The 19,753-nt window shown below is 45.2% G+C and carries 17 protein-coding genes; 1 reads left to right on the top strand and 16 read right to left on the bottom strand.

Translation table 11 applies throughout. The annotated features are described in order from the left end of the window. Positions 1–26: 26 nt before the first annotated feature. The 5 genes from DW251_RS10260 to DW251_RS10240 all read right to left on the bottom strand — a co-directional run bounded on the left by DW251_RS10260 (position 27) and on the right by DW251_RS10240 (position 4,960). Entirely contained in the window at positions 27–812 is a 786-nt protein-coding gene (locus tag DW251_RS10260) for a dihydroorotate dehydrogenase electron transfer subunit (RefSeq protein WP_118300983.1), read from the bottom strand. Between the two features lie 32 nt (positions 813–844). Further along, positions 845–1,762: an orotidine-5'-phosphate decarboxylase gene (gene pyrF, locus DW251_RS10255; RefSeq protein WP_021869158.1), complete on the bottom strand. Its 918-nt coding sequence runs from the start codon at positions 1,760–1,762 to the stop codon at positions 845–847. A 180-nt stretch (positions 1,763–1,942) separates the two neighbouring features. Next, positions 1,943–3,727 carry an oligoendopeptidase F gene (gene pepF, locus DW251_RS10250; RefSeq protein WP_118300981.1) on the bottom strand — a complete coding sequence of 595 codons (1,785 nt, stop codon included), beginning with the start codon at positions 3,725–3,727 and terminating at the stop codon, positions 1,943–1,945. 164 nt (positions 3,728–3,891) lie between these two features. Beyond that, entirely contained in the window at positions 3,892–4,593 is a 702-nt protein-coding gene (locus DW251_RS10245) for an LrgB family protein (protein WP_021869156.1), read from the bottom strand. A gap of 4 nt (positions 4,594–4,597) precedes the next feature. Further along, a complete protein-coding gene (locus DW251_RS10240) occupies positions 4,598–4,960 on the bottom strand; it encodes a CidA/LrgA family protein (RefSeq protein WP_118300979.1) in 363 nt (120 codons plus the stop codon). 217 nt (positions 4,961–5,177) lie between these two features. Here DW251_RS10240 and DW251_RS10235 point away from each other — a divergent pair, with 217 nt between their 5' ends. Then, positions 5,178–6,023 (top strand): GNAT family N-acetyltransferase, encoded by an 846-nt coding sequence (locus DW251_RS10235; RefSeq protein WP_021869154.1) that lies wholly within the window; start codon positions 5,178–5,180, stop codon positions 6,021–6,023. Here the strand turns inward: DW251_RS10235 and DW251_RS10230 are convergent. From DW251_RS10230 to DW251_RS10180, 11 genes are all read right to left on the bottom strand, one after another. Next, the gene (locus tag DW251_RS10230; RefSeq protein WP_021869153.1) at positions 6,020–6,733 is read right to left on the bottom strand and encodes a GTP pyrophosphokinase family protein; all 714 of its coding nucleotides are present in this window, start codon (positions 6,731–6,733) and stop codon (positions 6,020–6,022) included. The genes DW251_RS10235 and DW251_RS10230 overlap by 4 nt on opposite strands. Positions 6,734–6,757: 24 nt before the next feature. Beyond that, positions 6,758–7,594 (bottom strand): Mrp/NBP35 family ATP-binding protein, encoded by an 837-nt coding sequence (locus tag DW251_RS10225; protein ID WP_021869152.1) that lies wholly within the window; start codon positions 7,592–7,594, stop codon positions 6,758–6,760. Between the two features lie 329 nt (positions 7,595–7,923). Continuing rightward, positions 7,924–9,060, bottom strand: a complete 1,137-nt coding sequence (gene fliB, locus DW251_RS10220; protein ID WP_118300977.1) for a flagellin lysine-N-methylase — start codon at positions 9,058–9,060, stop codon at positions 7,924–7,926. Between the two features lie 2 nt (positions 9,061–9,062). After that, positions 9,063–11,960, bottom strand: a complete 2,898-nt coding sequence (locus DW251_RS10215; RefSeq protein ID WP_118300975.1) for a TetM/TetW/TetO/TetS family tetracycline resistance ribosomal protection protein — start codon at positions 11,958–11,960, stop codon at positions 9,063–9,065. Positions 11,961–12,073: 113 nt separating this feature from the next. Further along, the gene (locus tag DW251_RS10210) at positions 12,074–12,901 is read right to left on the bottom strand and encodes an SseB family protein (RefSeq protein WP_021869149.1); all 828 of its coding nucleotides are present in this window, start codon (positions 12,899–12,901) and stop codon (positions 12,074–12,076) included. A gap of 116 nt (positions 12,902–13,017) precedes the next feature. Next, entirely contained in the window at positions 13,018–13,839 is an 822-nt protein-coding gene (locus DW251_RS10205) for a DUF6612 family protein (RefSeq protein ID WP_118300973.1), read from the bottom strand. Positions 13,840–13,931: 92 nt separating this feature from the next. Beyond that, positions 13,932–15,239: an N-acetylmuramoyl-L-alanine amidase gene (locus DW251_RS10200; RefSeq protein WP_118300971.1), complete on the bottom strand. Its 1,308-nt coding sequence runs from the start codon at positions 15,237–15,239 to the stop codon at positions 13,932–13,934. Next, positions 15,236–16,312, bottom strand: a complete 1,077-nt coding sequence (gene mnmA, locus DW251_RS10195; RefSeq protein WP_021869146.1) for a tRNA 2-thiouridine(34) synthase MnmA — start codon at positions 16,310–16,312, stop codon at positions 15,236–15,238. Before mnmA ends, DW251_RS10200 begins: the two co-directional genes overlap by 4 nt. Beyond that, complete coding sequence (gene nifU / locus DW251_RS10190) at positions 16,309–16,746, bottom strand: Fe-S cluster assembly scaffold protein NifU (protein WP_021869145.1); 438 nt, start codon at positions 16,744–16,746, stop codon at positions 16,309–16,311. The genes mnmA and nifU overlap by 4 nt, the downstream gene beginning before the upstream one ends. 38 nt (positions 16,747–16,784) lie before the next feature. Continuing rightward, complete coding sequence (gene nifS / locus DW251_RS10185; RefSeq protein WP_021869144.1) at positions 16,785–17,972, bottom strand: cysteine desulfurase NifS; 1,188 nt, start codon at positions 17,970–17,972, stop codon at positions 16,785–16,787. 134 nt (positions 17,973–18,106) lie between these two features. Beyond that, positions 18,107–19,681: a polysaccharide biosynthesis C-terminal domain-containing protein gene (locus DW251_RS10180; protein WP_118300969.1), complete on the bottom strand. Its 1,575-nt coding sequence runs from the start codon at positions 19,679–19,681 to the stop codon at positions 18,107–18,109. Positions 19,682–19,753: the final 72 nt, after the last annotated feature.

Here is a 19,753-nt window from a genome sequence, read left to right as displayed (position 1 = left end):
TTGATCCGGGCAATTTTTACTGTACTTTACAGTTCAATGTCTTCTGCCAGGAATACGGGGCCATCCTTACAGATACGCTTGTTATGTACCTGGGAATGTTCGTCCACATCCTTTGTCTGGCAGGTGCATGCCAGACAGGCACCAATGCCGCAGGCCATTTTCTCTTCCAGGGATAAGTAGCAGAGGATGCCTTTTTCCTGGCTGTATGCCTTTAAGGCACGAAGCATAGGAGTCGGTCCGCAGGCATAGATCACATCTGCCTTCAGATCATTTTCACGGATGGCATCTAATACATTTCCCTTTGTTCCTACACTGCCGTCTTCTGTGGCAACAGTTACAGAGCCGTATGCTTCAAATTCTTCTTTTAAGAACATGTGGCTGTCACGGTAGCCGATAACGGACTGTACCATTTCACCACCGTTTACTTTGCTTAATGCTTTTGCAAGTTCAAGCATTGGCGGGATACCGATACCGCCGCCGATGAGGAATGCTTTCTTTCCTTCTAATAATGGGAAACCATTTCCAAGAGGTCCTAATACGTCAATAGTATCTCCTGCTGTCAGTGCGGAAAATTCCTTTGTTCCGGCTCCTGCCACACGGTATACCAGACGCAGTTCTCCCTTTTCTTTATCAATACCACAAAGGCTGATGGGTCTTGGAAGCAGTCTGGATCCGTCTTTGGAATAAAGGGATACGAACTGTCCAGGCACAGCCTGGGCTGCGATCTCACCCGCAGCCAGTCTTAAGTCATAAATTCCTTCTGCCAGCTGTACCTGTGAGGTAACAGCAGCTGTCATTTTTAATTTTGCCATGTTGTTTTTCCAACCTTTTTATTTCTTGCTAATTACAGTACACTGTTGATATCAGCAACCATGTCAATAACTGCCTGTCTGGAAGCCTCTGCAAAGTGCTCCGGACCAAACTGTTTGTATTTTTCCTGACGATATGCTGCAATGATACCTCTGGAGGAGTTTACAATAGCACCTAGACCATCTTCATTGAAGCAGTGCTTTAAGTCTGCTGCAGTACCGCCCTGTGCGCCGTATCCTGGTACCAGGAAGTAGGTATGTGGCATCAGCTTTCTTAAGATCTTGCTCATTTCCGGATAGGTAGCGCCTACTACTGCACCTACGTTGCTGTAGGTTCCGTCCATGGACATATTGCCCCACTCTACTACTTTTTCAGCTACTAATTCGTAAAGAGGACGGCCGTCGATCAGTTTGTCCTGGAACTCGCCGCTGGATGGATTTGAGGTCTTTACCAGAACGAAAATTCCCTTATCGTTTGCATTGCATGCATCTACGAAAGGCTTTACGCCATCTGTTCCAAGGTATGGATTTACAGTCAGCATATCAGTAGCAAAACCGCTGTAGGACTTGGAGCCTACCTGTACTTTGCCCAGATGTCCGGTTGCATATGCAGCGGAAGTAGAGCCGATATCACCTCTCTTTGCATCACCGATGACTACCAGCCCCTTTTCCTGGCAGTAATCTACGGTTTTCTTATAAACCATTAATCCCTCAATGCCAAACTGCTCATACATAGCGATCTGTGGCTTTACTGCCGGGATCAGGTCATAAGTATTGTCAATGATCTCTTTATTATACTGCCAGATTGCTTCTGCAGCTCCCTCTAAGGTCTCTCCATAAGCGTCAAATGCTTTTTTTACAATGTGCTCTGGCACATAGGAAAGCATTGGGTCTAAGCCTACGCAGATTGGAGCCTTTGTCTTCTGGATTTTTTCGATTAACTGACTGATCATAATGTTCCTCCTTGGTTTACACTACATTTGTATATTCATTACAGGTATTTCCATGATCCAAAACTGGTCGTTCTGAATGATTATCCTAATTTTAACATAGATAACCTATTTCTTCAAGAAAACTTGGGATTATACACTTTTTTTCAATATTGTCATGTTTGCAGCGGATCTAAACTGGTTTTATGCCAGTTCCTCAAACTCATTTAACAGCTCCTCAAAGAACTTAAGTGCCTCTTCTACCGGGCCTGTATGGGACATGTCCACACCTGCCAGTTTTAACAGTTCGATGGGTGTATCGGAGCAGCCGCCGCTTAAAAACTTCTTATATCCTTCTAAAATGCCAAGTTCCCCGTTAAAGATCTTCCTGCTGATAGCGATGGCTGCAGAAAAACCGGTAGCATACTGATATACATAAAATGGGGTATAAAAATGTGGGATCCGCTCCCATTCATACTGGATCTCAGGGTCGATCACTGTATCCGGACCAAAATAGTCTTCATTTAACTTCTTATAAATATTGCAAAGACTCTGGGAAGTCATGCTCTCGCCTGCTGCTGCCATCTCATGGGCTTTCTGCTCAAATTCCGCAAACATGGTCTGGCGGAATAAGGTTCCCCTGAAGCTTTCCAGGAAATAATTTAATAAATAGGCTTTTTCCTGTTTATCTTTGCTGTTCTTTAATAAATGACGGATCAGCAGAGCCTCGTTACAGGTGGAAGCTACCTCTGCCACAAAGATCTTATAACCGCTGTAAGTATAAGACTGGTTCTTGTTAGAGTACCAGGTGTGGATAGAATGGCCCATTTCGTGAGCCAGTGTAAATACATCATTTAAAGTTCCATGGAAATTTAATAATACATAAGGATGGCAGCCATAAACGCCCCAGGAATAAGCGCCGCTTCGTTTTCCTTCATTTTCATATATATCAATCCAGCGGTTGTCAAAACCTTCCTGAAGAAGGCCCAGATACTCTTCGCCCATAGGTGCAAGACCTGTTTTTACAATGTCTTTGGCTTCTTCAAAGGTATAATGACGGTCTGCTTCTGCCACCATAGGCACATACAAGTCATACATGTGAAGTTCTTCTACGCCCAGGAGTTTTTTCCTCAGAGAAGCATATCTGTGGAGCAGTGGGAGACTTTTTCTCACAGATGCCACCAGATTGTCATATACAGACTCAGGAACTTCATTCCCGGAAAGGCTTGACTGACGGCTGGAAGTATAATTTCTGGCCTTTGCATAGAATACAGCCTGTTTTACATTGGCACCAAAAGCTGCGGATAAGGTATTGGAAAACTGCTTGTATACACTATACAGGTTTTCAAAAGCCTCTTTTCGGATGTCTCTGTTCTGATTTTCCAGGAGAGCAATATAATTTCCATGGGTAAGAGGAATTTCCTTTCCCTCTGCGTCATGAACAGCCGGGAAGCGGGCATCTGCATTATTAAACATGGTAAATACCTGGCTTCCGCCCTGGGTTGCCTCGTAGGACTGAGCCAGTAACTGTTCCATTTCTTTAGAAAGTGTGTGGCTCTTGCGCTCTAACAGCTGATCTAACAGGCGGTCAAAATGTTTCAGGCCCGGATGGCTGTTTCTGTATTCTTTTAAGATTTCTTCCGGAATGGATAAGATCTCCGGAACCATATAAGCTGAATTTTCAGAAGCCCGGATATTTAAAAGCTGTGCCCTGGAAAACATGTCCTGATACAGGTCATTTGCTGTATCTTCGTCGGAACGCATTCTGGCATATACGTACAGGCGCTCTGCTTTTAAGCTGAACTCATCATCAAATTTCAGGCACTGGTATAAGTTTTCTGCTGACTCTGCCAGCTTGCCCTTAAATTCCCCGTATTTTTCAAGCTCACCAGACGCTTCTTTTAACTGTTTTTCCCAGGTCTCATTATCCGGGACCATGTCCTCTAACTTCCAGGTGGTAGAAATTTCTGCTTCACTTCTTTTCTTCATAAACGTAACCCCTTTCTTTTATTTGCAAATACAGATGTGCCCCGGCAATGCCGGGGCAGGTGAAATATCTTTATATAGACTTAGATTTCCGCGCTAACGCAGCCGCTTGTTTTGCCATGCATATCAAGAATGCGCCAGTGACGCATTTGAAGATTTCTCTGCGCTTATATAAACTTAGACGCGATCGGCACTGCGATCACAGTGAGCAGACCTGCCACTGCAATAGAAAGGCTGCTCATGGCACCTTCTACTTCTCCTAATTCCAGTGCTTTTGCTGTACCTACTGCATGGGCGCTGGTACCAAATGCCAGTCCCTTTGCTACCGGGTGGTCGATCTTTGCAAGTTTAAGTACAGTCTCGCCAACCATATTTCCTAAAACACCGGTGATGATAATACTGATAACAGTCAGTGTTACAATACCGCCTGCTTCTTCACTGACACCCATTCCAATAGCAGTTGTAATGGACTTTGGAAGCAGTGTTACATAATGGGTGTGGGACAGTCCCAGAACACGGCACATGAGGAAAATACTCACTGCACTGGTGGCAACGCCGGAAGTAATGCTTACTGCAACGGCTGCACCATGCTTCTTTAACAGGTGAAGCTGCTTATACAGCGGGATCGCCAGACATACAGTTGCCGGTGTAAGGAGCCAGCTTAAATAAGATGCTCCTTTATTATATGTATCATAATCAATTCCTACTCCCAGTAAAAATGCAATGATCACGATAACAGATACCAGGATCGGATTTAAAAAGGCAAGCTTTGTCTTCTGTTTCAGCCAGCAGGCAAACAGATAAGCTGCTATACTTAAGGTAAGTCCCCAGTACTGGGAATTTCCCAGGATCTCTCTTAATGTACTCATTTGATCATTTCTCCTTTTTCTTCTCTGCTGATTCCATCATAAACTGTGCCACTTTTCCGGTAACGATCATTACTACAACAGTAGAAACTGCGATAATGATCAGAAATGGAATAAGAACGGCTTTCAGCTCATTTGCACACTCCAGAATGCCTACAGTTGCCGGTACAAACATCATGGACATGGTATCCATAAGAAAATTGCCGGTTCCTTCTACGCTTTCCATTTTCACAACACCTGACATAAGGGCTGCCAGCATAAGAAAAAGACCGTATACACCTGCCGGAACAGGAAGGGGCAGGATCTGGTTTAAAAATTCTCCAGCCAGAGTAATACCCAGGATAATACCGATCTGTCTTACGTATTTCATCTTTGTTTTCCTCCTGATGTTTTAGCGGATGACAATATTTTTTCTTTTGCGTCCGTTAAATTTTTCTGGATTATTCTACCACTGCGTTTTTTCATATTCAAGAGATAATGCCGGAAATACACAAAAAATACAATCCGGGCATTTAACAGTGGTTGCGCCCTGAAAACCATTGGATTACAATAAAAACATTATAAAAACTATATTGGGAGCTTATTTCATGGACATTTTCTTTAAAGATAACTTAAATTCATCAGACCAATTATATATAGAACAGCTTTTGTGTGCATCCATGGCAGCCTCTACAGATAATACCGGATCCTGGGGTATCACGCCAGCGCTTACAGATATACTGGATGCTGACGGCTGGTGGTTTGCAGCTTCTGATCCGGACCTGATTTCTAAATCATGCCCGGTCTCTAAAACGTACCTGTCCGGCTGTATGGCTGTATACCAAACAGGAGATGACAGCTTTGAATGTGTGCCTTTTGTGCACCCGGATCTTCGTAAAAAGGGAATTTTTTCTTCTATCCTGGCTGCTGCCTGTGAAGAAGACCAAATTCCAGGAGAAGGCTCTGTGTATTTTTCCTGTGGTACTGAAAATAAACTGTGGAAAAATGTCCTGGAACATATTGGGGCAGAGCATGCCTGGGATGAATATATGATGGAGCGGGAATTAACGGGATTTGAAACAATGGCAAATGAAAAAACAGCAGATATGCTTTACTGCCGGATTTTGGAAAATACTAGCAGCACAGCCTGGCAGGCTGTTGGCAGCCGCAGCCTTCTAACACAGAATACTGCAGAAAATCTGACCGCACCGGAAGTCACCTGTTTTCTTGAACCCCAGGGAAACTCTGTCTATTTATACAGCCTTGAAGTTCTCCCGGAACTTAGAAATAAACATTTAGGCACTGCCTTTTTATCTGTCCTCCTTCCCCAGCTGGCAAAAAAAGGCTTTAAGACCATAAAGCTTCAGGTTTCCTCAGAAAATCTCCCGGCCATGGCCCTGTATAAAAAGACAGGGTTTTGCATTACGCAAACCCTGTCTTTTTATGAGTATTAATCCCTTGATACAGTCACACCCTGGGCTTCGATCCTCTTTCGGATCTCTAACATCTTGTTGTCCGTCTGGGCGATCACATCAGCGCACTGTTTTAATTCACCGCTGATCTCACCATTTAAGTCCACAAAGGATTTTTTATACTTTAACTGATGATCCAGACTTGCCCAGAAGTCCATAGCGATGGTACGGATCTGTACCTCTACGCGGATGGGCTTCTTACTGTCTGAGAAGAATACCGGGATCTCAATGATCATATGGTAACTGCGGTAGCCGTTTGGCTTTGGATTTTTAATATAATCCTTAATCGCAATAACAGTTACATCATCCTGGCGCACCAGCATTTCCGCTACTTCGTAAATATCATCTACAAAAGAACAGATAATGCGGATACCTGCCACATCATCCAGATTTTTCACCATAGACTCCACCGATACCGGCAGCCCCCGGCGCTGAAGCTTCTCTAAGATACTCATAGGCTTCTTTACACGGGATTTGATCATTTCAATGGGGTTTCTCTGGTTTTTAATGGATAATTCATCATTGAGTACTTCTAATTTTGTCTTTACTTCACGGATGGCACAGGCATACATCATCATTGCCATCCTAAACTGTCTTGCTTCATTGATCCATACATCCGGGACCTGGACCACATCCGGCACATTGACAATGGACTGGTTCAGCTCACTGTTAGGATTAAGATTGATATTCATCGTGTCACCACTTTCCGCCTGTGTTTACAGGTTCTCCACTGCCTTTACAGCTTCCTCAAACCATGGCATCTCAATATATTCTACCTGACCGCCATCTACCATCTGGGCGATCTTTGGATCGATCGGGATCTGGGCTAACAGCTTTAAGCCGTATTCTTCTGCAACCTGCTCTGTATGGCTCTCACCAAATACATTAATGTGCTTTCCGCAGTCAGGACATTCCAGATAGCTCATATTTTCTACAATACCAAGTATCGGCACATTCATCTTCTTTGCCATATTTACTGCCTTGGCTACGATCATTCCTACCAGTTCCTGAGGAGAGGTAACGATAATGATACCATCTACAGGAAGTGACTGGAATACAGTCAACGGAACATCGCCAGTGCCCGGAGGCATATCTACGAACATGTAATCTACATCTTTCCACAGTGTCTCAGTCCAAAACTGCTTTACAGCGCCTGCGATCACAGGACCTCTCCAGATGACAGGATCGGTATCATGGTCTAACAGAAGGTTGGCAGACATGATATCTACACCCTCTAAGGATCTTGCAGGGATCATCAGTTTTCCGTCTTCGGAAACACCTGCTTTTTCATGGGCAACGCCAAATGCCATAGGAATAGACGGACCGGTAATATCCGCATCTAAAATTGCTGCATGTTTGCCCTTGCGGCTCATGCTTACTGCCATCATGGAGGTAACAAGTGATTTACCTACACCACCTTTACCGCTGACAACACCAATTACTTTTTTTACAGAACTTTCCGGTGCCAGCGCTTCCAGAAAGCTTTTTTTATCCTGGGTACGGCTGCTGCAGTTTTCGCCGCAGGTACCACAGTTATGGGAACATTCACTCATTTGTATCTTCTCCTTTAATTTTCTATCTCATTTGTTCACTCATGAACACGCACTATCGCGCTCTACTATCTGCTGACGCAGACGGTTCATTCGTTAATGGCTCGTGAAAAATCAGCGGACGCGTCACAGGCGCCTCCTCGATATGCTTAGCAACAAATGTCTGCTTCGCAGCCGCTTGTTTTTCCCTTCACTCTTGTTCACTCATGAGTCCCGCGCTGTCGCGCTCTACTGTCTGCTGACGCAGACGACTCATTCGTTAATGGTTCGTGAAAAACAAATGTCTGCTTCGCAGCCGCTTGTTTTTCCCTTCACTCATTATATACCTATTTTCATAAAGCCGCAAGCAGTGCCCTCAAACGAAACTCTTCTTCGCGGGTCAACGTCTCTTCCAACAGTCCCTTATTCTCATCGGAATGCTCGATCTCACGGGAATAACGGTGGGCTACATCTGCTGCCTCTTTTAAAGTCAGTGTACCATGTTTTTTCCAGTGGACCATCATCATATCCTGGATCATAATGGTGGATACGATGGCGGCTTTCATTTTTCCATAGGGATTTTCATTGTATACGCCACCGCAGAAGTAGGTGTATACAAAGTACACCATCAGCTGTTCTGTCCAGAGGTTCATTTTTTCTGCTTCCGGGCTTTGGAAAAAGGCTTTTCTCATCTCTTCGTAAGCTGCTTCCCCATCACCTAAAAGACAGACTTTTAATTCATCTCTGTACTCCGGCCACTGGTGATTTAGCGGTTCCATTTTTTCTAAAAGATCCATGATCGCTTTTATTACTTCATAACGGCTGTATCCTGTAATTCCCGCCAGTTTTTCTTTGAAATAACCATCTCTTCTGGAACTATTATATTTTTCAAATAAAGCATCTGTCTGGTAAAGCACATTGTCCCGCACTCTTCTTTGCAGATCATGGGCTAATGCCAGAACCTCTGCCATGCGAAGCCGCATATCCAGGCTTCTGTCCTGTAAGATCTTAAAGATCAGGTCCCTGGCATCCATCAGCTTGGTATATAAGAAAAAGTCGAAATCCTCATAAGTTTCCTCTTTTTCATCTTCTTTTGTAAGGAACTGCACCTTTTCCTCACAGCCAAGAATGATCTTCGCTGCCTCCATACAGGAAAGACAGAGAGAATACTCCCTGCTGCCTTCAAATTCCTCTACATGGCGGGGATACATGCGGCAGGTGCGGCATAAGCTGTCCGGTCCCATTTCTGTATACAGGTCGCATAAATTTTCATCATTTAAAAAGGCACAGCGGTGATGATACTGCAAAAAAGAGCCTTCTTTCCAGTTAATGGAATTTTTCAGCCTGTTTCCAACAGGACCTTTTGCCTTTTTATATTTTTCCAGCGCCTTGTCATCGATCATGATCTCCCAGCCTGCGCAGCAGGTATCCTCACATTCTGAGGCAATACACTGAAACTTTCTATAATAATGTGGATATGTGTAAAGCATTTCTATTCTCTCCTGCCAAGACGGACGTCTTCTAAATATGCCGCCAGTTCTTCATCTGCACCATGGAACAGATAATTTTTCCCAGATTTTTCCAGTTTTGCCTTTTCTTCCCGGATCTGCTCATTAGCCCAGGCAACCTCTTCTTTTAAGTCTCTGGCTGACATCAGATGACAGCCCTGTCCATAGATGATCAGCTGCTCCAGTCCGTCAGAAGTAGCTACGGTTACATTGTACTGGCGTCCGATCTTATGGGCCAGTTTTTCAATGTACTGGTCGGCAGTTTCCGCTTCTTTTGTATACACTACATGGATATTGTGGTAATCGATGGCTTCGCCGGTATTTCCTGTCACTTTATAGGCGTCAAATACCAGGATCAGGGTACATTTTTTATATCCCTGATAATTGCATAAAATATCCATCAGTTTCTGTCTGGCTCCGTCAATGGTTACTTTGGAAAGTTCCCGCAGCTCTTCCCAGGCAAAAATAATGTTGTAGCCGTCTACCAGGAGATATTCTTCCTCTTCCGGCTTCTTTGTTTCATTCGCCTTTAAGGGTATGTTTGCAGAATAATTTCTGGTCCTCGGGGCAGTGGGACTACTCTGTGTATCCGGTCTGCTGCGCCATTTTCCTGCACCGAAACGGCGGTTGAAAATCTCTTCCAGTTCTTTGTCATCACTCCAGGAGGTGCCAGGACCGGAACCTCCCTGTCGTTTTCCAGCTGCTGATGCAGATGTGGACGAACCAGACGTTGAAACAGCACTGCCAGACACAGGTCTGCCGCCTCCAACACCAGAGGAAGAGCCATTCGCAACTGAACCAATACCTGCATCACCAGCAAACCGGCCCATATCTCCCTGCATGCCCCCTTCAGTATCATTCTCCCCATTTGCTCGCCGCCCCAGCTTCTCCAGCGGACTTTCCACATGCATATATTCCTTCACCTGGTACCATGGCACCAGATATCCGGCTCCGTGGGAGCAGAAAACGGAGTCGGCTGTATTTTCCAGATCTGCCTCCGGATCATAACCGGCTGCCTCGATCACCTCTTCTGCATTGTGACATGGTTCATAATCCTTAAACCAGAGACTTAAGTGACCTCTGCCCTTTGTATAGGCGATCACCTCTCTCTGGTAATCACGCAGACAGGCAACAGGCGCCTTTCCTGTTAACAGAACACCGTCCTCCGTAGTCACAGGCGGCTCAAAGGTTCCAAACATCCGGTCCATATCCGCCATGGCCCGTCCCAGATTTTCAGAGGGAAGTTCCAGTGTAAATCCATAATACGGTTCCAGCAGCTGGCTTTCCGCCTGCATCAGTCCCTGGCGCAGCGCCCGGTAAGTAGCCTGACGGAAATCTCCGCCCTCTGTATGCTTCATATGGGCACGCCCTGTCAGCAAAGTCACCTTCATATCTGTGATCTCCGCTCCTGTAAGCACACCTCTGTGGATCTTCTCTTCCAGATGAGTCAGAATCAGCCTCTGCCAGTTCCGTTCCAATACATCCTCACTGCACACCGTATCAAACTGCAGCCCGCTTCCGGCCTCTCCCGGTTCCAACAGCAGATGCACCTCTGCATAATGACGCAGCGGCTCAAAATGCCCTACGCCCTCTACTGTATTTAAAATGGTCTCTTTGTATACAATATTTCCTGTATCAAAGCCTACCAACAGACCGTACCGCTCTTCCAGCATATGCTTTAAGATCTCGATCTGTACATCTCCCATAAGCTGTACCTGGATCTCTCCCAGTTCTTCGTTCCAGAGAACATGAAGTTCCGGTTCTTCCTCTTCTAACTGCTTAAACTGCTGCAGACATTTATGTACATCACTGTCAAACGGCAGCAGGATGCGGTAGGTAAGAACCGGTTCCAGCATAGGCAGTTCTGATGCCGGTTCACTGCCAATTCCCTGTCCCGGATGGGTATGGATAGGGCCGGTCACTGCACAGATACAGCCTGCAGGAGCCTCTTTTACACTTTCAAATTTGGCCCCGGAATAAATACGGATCTGGTTGACCTTTTCTTCTTCCCCCCAGGCATCTTTCACCTTCAGCACACCGGAGGTGACTTTTAAATGGGTCAGGCGGTTGCCCTGACTGTCTCTGGATATCTTAAATACTTTTGCTCCAAAAGGACTGTCTTTTTCCGTTTTCCTTTCCCCTTTTGCCATCCCATAGCGCTGAAAGCCTGCTAACAGTTCTTCCACACCCTTTAATTTTAAGGCAGAACCAAAATAGCAGGGAAATACCTTTCGTTCACGGACTAAACGGCCGATCTCATCTGATCCTATGGAACCATTTTCAAAATAGGCTTCCATCACTGCCTCATCACAGACTGCCAGCTCCTGATAAAAGGTATCTGTATCCTCTTTTTCAGGATCCCATTCTCCTTTTTCACCGGACCAGCCGCCAAAATCCACACAGTTTTCATCTAAACCTGCTTTCAGGTCCTTCATAAGAGCAGCCGCATCACAGCCGGACTGATCCATTTTGTTTACAAATAAAAATACAGGAATGTGATGACGTTTTAACAATCTCCATACCGTTCTTGTATGTCCCTGTACTCCGTCTGCACCGCTTACTACCAGGATCGCTGCATCCAGAACCTGAATGGTACGCTCCATTTCCGCGGAAAAATCTACATGTCCCGGTGTATCAAGCAGGGTTACATGGGTATCCCCAAGGTCAAATATGGCCTGTTTTGAAAAAATGGTAATACCGCGTTCTCTCTCTAATTCATAGGTATCAAGAAATGCATCCCGGTCGTCCACTCTTCCCATTTTCCGTATGGCACCGGTAAGATATAAAAGTGCCTCTGAAAGTGTGGTCTTTCCTGCATCTACGTGGGCCAGCAGACCTGTGCTGAAATATTTTTCTGTTTTAACCGGCTCCTGTCCGCCCATAAAACACCTCCTGAAACAGTAAAACTCCTATAGTCATAAAGGACTGCCGCATACAAGAATATACGGCAGTCCCTTTTTGGCTGAACATTCATCAATGAAACAAAAACCTGAATTTATTTTTCAAGTGCTTTGTTGATCTCTTCTACCGGAACCGGAATGGTACGCTTAGGTTCTGCAGCCTGTACCTTTGGTCTGGAAACAGTTAAAGGCAGGTTTACACCCATTACATTTAAGATAATGCCCTGTGCTTCATTTGCCAGTACAGTTGGTACTTTGGCAGCTTCTACTACAACCGGGCGCATCTTGTTCTCACGGTTAAATTTCTGGAACTCTAAAATATCAGTAAATGCAGGCTGATACAGCTGTCCGTCTTTTAACTTTACTAACGGAATACCCTTTTCTTCTTTCTGCAAGGCAAAAATAAAGGTTCCCTTCTTAAAGTCAGCAGTCAGCTCTTCGTTTAATTCAGCCATTCTTTCCTTATCTGCAGATGCAGCCGGACGGCGCATTTCCTGTGCCAGATAAGCAGCTGTCAGATGTAAGGCCGGATTTTCTACCCATACAGTTCCCTGTGGCATATCTTCCGGGGATTTGCGCTTTACAATGTCGCTTATCTGCATGGAAGCCTTCTCTCCCTTGTCAGTTACCACCAGGGCATTTACACCCAGTGTATACAGACCGGTAAAGAATACCAGCATATCTTTTCCATTGATCTTGGCAACTGTAACAGGTACTTTCTCCTCTGCCAGTTTTGCAGCTTCTTTTTTTGCTTCTTCTTCGTCCAGGAATAAGAATACCTCATCATCAAAGGTCTCCTCATCACATACTACGTATGGCTCTCTTGTACACAGAGAGATCAGGGCGAAAATATCTGCATCATGTCCAAGGCGCATAAGAAGTTCCTTCTTAATGGCCGTAATTGTATTCGGTGTCTCACTCATTCCAGTTTTAATCTCCTTTGCTACTTTAATGTTTTCCTGCAATTTTCAGAAAAACATCTGCTTCATTGGATATGATTGTACCACATTCCCCGAAAGGACGCAATCACCAGGCCTGTTTATCTTGCAAAAGCCTCTGACATATCCTTATATTCACTTAAATTCGGGAAATTGATCTCTACAGGACTGCCTGGATCTGCAATTCCTACATCCCCGTCCATGTCAATGGCAATATTCTTTCCTTCTACTCCCATTTCCATGTTCATCTTCATACGCATTTTAATGCAGTCACCGTTTGGATCTACTACATATTCACATGGGATATCTGAAAATTTCATGGTGATGCCGCTTTCAGAAAGCAGGGCACTTCCCATTCCCAGACTGCCGAATAACTGATCCATATAATCGGTCATCTTGCTTCCCTGGATCACAAAACCAATTACCTGGTCTTCTCCCTCTGTCCACAGGCGGAAATCTGTCATCAGATCTTCCTGCGCCTGTCCTGAAGCCAGCATCATTGTCTGACTGCTGATCTGTTCCGCCATCTGTGTCAGATCCATAGGATATTTGATCTTCGTTCCGGCAGTTTCCATGTAGCAGGTACCATCTTTATAATACATGGTACTGATCATCGGTTCCTGTCCAGGTACTGTGGCACGGCTGTAACTGCTGTACTGCAGATTTCCCATGTCTGTTAAATGGTTCATCCGCACATTCATTTCCAGACGCATATTGCTGAGATCTTCCACGCCTTCTAAGGCACTGCCGGAAAGATGGATCTGATAATCATAATAAGCATTCATATCCGTAACGGATTTCTGCTTTTCTGTTACCTGCTCATAAAGAGCTTTGGCATCTTCCACATTGCCTGCATAGGCAGTCGTAGGACTTAAAAGTGCTACTGTAAGGACGATTGCTGCAAAACGTTTTACCTTTCTCATAACGTAACTCCTTTCTGCTATATAGCGTTAACTTTACATTCCCCATGCAAAGCAACTACACCATTCCCGCACAGGATGCGGGAAGTTACATACTACTGTCCGAAATAAGCTTTTACACCTGCTACCAGGCCATCTCCTAACTGGTTTAAGGTGCTCTGTGAATGATCAGACGCCTTGTCTCCCAGCTCAATATCAACAGAAGGTACGGTAGAATAAGAAGTCTGTGTCAGATCCATTGCCATAGAACCGCCGGAAAAGATCTTCACACCTGCGCTCTTAAGGCCTTCTACCAGGCTTGCTCCCAGTGCGTTGTGCTGCTGCCAGTGGGACTTGACCGGTTCCATGTTCTTATAGGAAGCCACATCTGGAACGCTCATGTAAAATGCACCTTTGTTGCTGGTTGTAGAGTCCCAGTGAAGAGCAATATGACAGTCTGCTGCGTTATTGGCAATCACACTTCTTGCAATGTTGTCTAACTGCACATCTTCCCCGTCACGGATCATCAGTACATCATAGCCCGCTGACAAAAGCTTGTCTTTCAGTACTTTTGCCATAGCCAGTGTTACCTTGCTCTCTGCTGTTCCGTCAGAAAATGTCATTCCTGTGGAAACAGCTACTGCAGAAGTAGCACCTGCACCTGTAGTACCCCCTGTAACTTTGGCTGTTCCATCCGGATGACACTGGGTCTTTACAGAAGTTCCACCTTTTGTTCCGTGACCCGCATTCACTGCGATCACCTTATTCTTCTTTTCAGAAGCTGTACTGCGGTAAAGGACTGCTGCCCCGGATTTTATTTTGGCAAAATCCGCGTATTTCCAGGAAGAATTTAATGTCACCTGTCCATCTGCAGCTGCATTAGAAGAAGCTGCGCTTGTCTCCGGCTCCTTTGGAACTTCTGTGGTCACAAAGTCAGAAGAAATATAGACTGTCTTTCCTTCATATTCCACTCTGTCCCATTTTTCGCTGGTACCTGTACGGGTAAGTTCTGTTGCATTTCCAATATTTGCTACAATGTTATCACTGGTTGAAGTGTCGCAGGAAGAACGGACACGGACACTTCCGCCGTTGGTCTTTACATAAACGGTATCGGAAACCGTTTTAAACTCCGGCGCCGGGGCTGTGGTGCGTTCTGTTTCGCTTTGGATGATCTCTGCGGTGGGATTGCTGCCCTGTTTAACAGATGCTTCCGTGTTTTCTTTTTCTGCTTTTTCGCCGATTGCTTCGTCAGAACCATTTTCAGTTTCGTTTTCCTCACCAGGCACAATTTCAGCTTGAACGTTTTCCGCATTTTTCCTCAGTTCTTCGCTGGACTGATACCCGGAACAGCCTGCTGTCAAAAGCGCTGCTCCAAGGATAATGGCAGCTGCCTTTACACTGACTTTTTCTCTTCTTTTTCTCATAAGATCGTGCCTCCGCCTGCTACATAATCATCCTGGTAGAATACAACTGCCTGTCCAGGTGTTGCAGCACGTACCGGCTCTTCAAAGCGGCATTCTACCATGTCTTCTCCGATCCGGCGGATCTTACATGGTGCGCCTTTGTGACTGTAGCGGATCTTGGCATTGACAGAAATCTCTTCCTCTCCAACACCTTCTAATGCCATCCAGTTTAACTTGTTGCAGCGGACTACATCTGTAAATACATCCTGGCCATTTCCCAGTACAACTTCATTTGTCTCCGGACGGATAGCTACTACAAAGACCGGATATCCCATAGCAAGGTTTAAACCTTTTCGCTGGCCTACGGTGTAATGGGAGATACCTTTATGGCGTCCCAGCACATTTCCATCTAAATCTACGAAATTGCCTGGTTCCATGGTCTTTCCTGTGTATTCTTCAATAAAGGATGCATAGTCATGGTCCGGGATAAAGCAGATTTCCTGGCTGTCCGGCTTGGAAGCTACCGGAAGTCCCAGTTTTTGCGCCATATCGCGGATCTCGTCTTTGTGATAGTTTCCTACTGGCATTAAGGTATGTGAAAGCTGCTCCTGGGTCAGGTTATAAAGGGCATAAGTCTGGTCCTTTGCTGCAGTTACTGACTTTTTAATGGCATATCTGCCGTTTGGAAGCTGTTCGATCCTCGCATAATGTCCGGTAGCAATGTAATCTGCTCCAATGGAAAGACTGCGGCGAAGCAGAGACTCCCATTTTACATAACGGTTGCAGGCGATACATGGATTTGGGGTACGTCCTGCCATATATTCCGCAGCAAAATAATCCATGACCTGGGTGCGGAACTCATTTTTAAAATTCATGACATAATAAGGGATACCCAAGTCCATAGCAACACGGCGGGCATCATCTACAGCGCTTAAGCCGCAGCAGCCCCCCTCTGCTTCCTGAACCAGGGTATCCTCATCCTGCCATATCTGCATGGTCACGCCGATGACGTCGTAACCCTGTTCTTTTAACAGCCAGGCTGCCACGGAGGAGTCAACTCCTCCTGACATGCCTACTACTACTTTTCTACTCAATACTCTTCCTCTTCTTCCTCTTCGCCGATGTTCTCCTTAGGCTGCTCTAATCCTTCGATCTTAATACCGTTTTTCTGAGCATAGTCCCATAAAGCTGCGTGGATGGCTTCTTCTGCTAACAGGGAGCAGTGTACCTTTACTGGTGGAAGTCCGTCTAATGCTTCCATAACTGCCTTGTTGGTAACTTCCATTGCTTCCTGAACAGTCTTTCCTTTTACTAATTCAGTAGCCATACTGCTGGTTGCAACTGCAGCGCCGCAGCCGAAAGTCTTAAACTTTACGTCACGGATGATCTGGTTGTCATCGATATCTAAGTAGATACGCATGATGTCACCACATTTTGGGTTTCCTACAGTTCCTACGCCGCTGGCGTCTTCTATTTCTCCCACATTTCTTGGATGCTGAAAATGGTCCATTACTTTTTCTGAATACATGAAAAAATTCCTCCTGATGGTTGGTTATTTACCTATACTTATTTTTCTTTTGTGCGTCTCATATAATCTTCGTATAAAGGAGACATACCTCTTAAGTAAGAAACGATTTCCTTGATCTGCTCCACTACATAATCCATTTCTTCCATTGTGTTCTCTTCGCTTAAGGTCAGACGCAGGGAACCATGTGCGATCTCATGAGGCAGACCGATGGCTAACAGTACATGAGATGGGTCTAAGGATCCGGAAGTACATGCAGAACCGCTGGAACCGCAGATACCTGCCATGTCTAACTTGATCAGTAAAGACTCGCCTTCGATAAACTGGAATGCAAAGTTTACGTTGTTTGGCAGACGATTGGTTCTGGAACCGTTAACTCTGGTAAATGGAACCTCTTCTGTTACACGTTTGATCAGATAATCTCTTAACTGAGTCTCTTTTGCAATACGCTCATCCATGTTTGCCATAGCGATCTCAGCTGCTTTTCCGTAACCTACAATGCCAGGAACATTTTCAGTACCTGCACGGCGCTTACGCTCCTGAGCTCCGCCATGGATAAAGGAACGGATCTTTACACCGGTACGGATATACAGGAAACCAATTCCCTTTGGTCCGTTTAACTTGTGGCCGCTGGAGCTTAACATATCAATGTGGCACTCATCTACATTGATCGGCACATGGGCATAAGCCTGTACAGCGTCTGTGTGGAATAAAATGCCGTGTTCTTTTGCGATCTCACCGATCTCCTTAATTGGCTCAATGGTTCCGATCTCATTGTTTGCGAACATAATAGAAATAAGAATAGTATCCGGACGGATGGCTTTCTTTAATTCGTCTAATTTAACAACACCGTTTTCATCTACATCCAGATAAGTTACCTCATAACCTCTGCTCTCCAGATACTGGCAGGTATGAAGGATGGCATGATGCTCGATCTTGCTGGTGATGATGTGCTTGCCCTTTGCGCTGTAAGCCTCTGCTGTAGCAACTAATGCCCAGTTGTCAGACTCACTTCCGCCTGCTGTAAAGTAGATCTCGTTTGTCTTTGCGCCTAAAGACTTTGCAATAATCTCTCTTGCATTGGTAACTGCTTTTTTGCTTTCTGATGAAAATGTATATACAGAAGATGGATTTCCATAATATTCTGTAAAATAAGGAAGCATTGCTTCCACAACCTCCGGCCTTGTTTTGGTAGTGGCTGCATTATCAAGATAAATCAGCTTTTCCATAATAATATTTCCGCCTTTCTTCTATAAAAAATTGCCTTATCGCTACCCTTTACTATAACATAGTATTCCATGAAACTCAATGTGAATACCCGATTGTTTTAATTTCATACAAAGTTAGTTGGTTTATCTCCCCTTTATCTGAGGATCACCCCTAAAAATGCCCCATAACAGACGGTTATTATACCCATATGGAATACTATTTCCAGAAAACTGCCTGTTACAGGAATAGCTGTACACAAGGCCAGTTCAAGCCCCAGACTGATCAAAAGCACCAGCCCCGGCTTTAAAACGCAGTCTGCCATATTGCAGTGAAATTCCACCTGACGGCGGACAGAAAAACAGCATAAAAAGGCTAAAAGCAGTTCGCTGACCAGAAAGCCCCATAAATATCCCCGGATACCAAACAGCGGCACTGCAAACAGCACAAATACCAGACGGATCCCCATGGCAAACATATTTTGCAGGAAGGTAATACCCGTTTTTCCAAGGCCATTTTGGATGCTTCCCATAGTAGTTGCCAGATACATAAACGGACAGAGCCAGCAAAGTACCATAATAAAAGAGCCGGACAGCTCATTATGGAAAATGATCGTGCCAAGGCTTTTGCCAAACCGGGTAAAAAGACCGATGCACAGGATACCCATGTAACAGCTGTACCGGAAAGACAGTGTGACCATGGTAGAAATGCGGCTTTCGTCTTTTTCCGCCTGTGCCTTGGCAGCCGATGGAAGTAAAAGTACTGCCATGGAGTTCGTAAGAGCCGAAGGAAACAGTATAAAGGGAAGCGCCATGCTAGTAAGTACTCCATATATGGATAATGCTTCTTTGTTGGTCAGACCATAATCGATCAGGCGGCTGGGGATCAGGATAGCTTCCGCACTTCCAAGAAGATTTAACACCAGACGGTTGCCCATAAGAGGAAGTGCCAAAATTAAGATCGGACCCAGATTTGCAAATACCGCGTTACCCCCAAGGACATTTTCTTTCTCAACACGCTTCTGCTCCCGCCTCTGCCTGCCTGTTTCCCCTATCAGTGTTTCATTTTGTCTCTCTTTCCTCTGCGGCGGCACCAGAAACAGCGCCAGAAATGTAAAAGCTGCCGATGCCATTTCTCCGATCAGATGGCCTTCTACTGCCAGACCTACTGTAACTGATTTTCCATTTTTTTCCAGATACCCCACCAACAGCCACACTGCACCCATACGGATCACCTGCTCTGCGATCTGTGAAAAAGACGGAATATGAGCCTTGTTCATTCCATAATAATAGCCGTTGATGCAGGCATGGAGACAGGCAAATGGTACGGAAACTGCCAGTACCGGAAGATAACGGGCTGCCTGGGGTTCCGAAAGGATATTCCCAGCCAGAAACATTTTTCCTTTCCACAACAGCAAAAGAGGGATCACAGAAAGACTTAGAGACAGGAACAGACCGCATTTAAAAACAGCCGGTCCTTTTTCCTGGCTGGCGGCAATGTACTGGGACAGAGCCGTCTGGATGGAACCGGCGCAAACCGCAAAGGCAATACTGAACAGCGGGTGGATCATATTGTAAAGTCCCAGACCTTCTGCCCCTATGGTACGTGACATGTAGATCCGGTAAAAAAAGCCTAAAACACGGCAGAAAAGCCCGGCCCCTGTAAGAAGCAGCGTCCCTTTTACAAATTCTTTTCTCCCCGGTGAAAGAAACTGGCTTATATGAAAGTCCATAGCCGGCTCTCCTTACTGCCCCAATGTACGTTATTTCAATGTATGAAAAAAAGACCGGAAGTATTCAAACCT

Origin of the sequence: Clostridium sp. AM22-11AC (assembly GCF_003473545.1) — a bacterium.
Taxonomy (GTDB): domain Bacteria; phylum Bacillota; class Clostridia; order Lachnospirales; family Lachnospiraceae; genus Enterocloster.
Note: the sequence above shows the minus strand (reverse complement) of the source record. Positions and strands in the feature narration are given on the sequence as shown.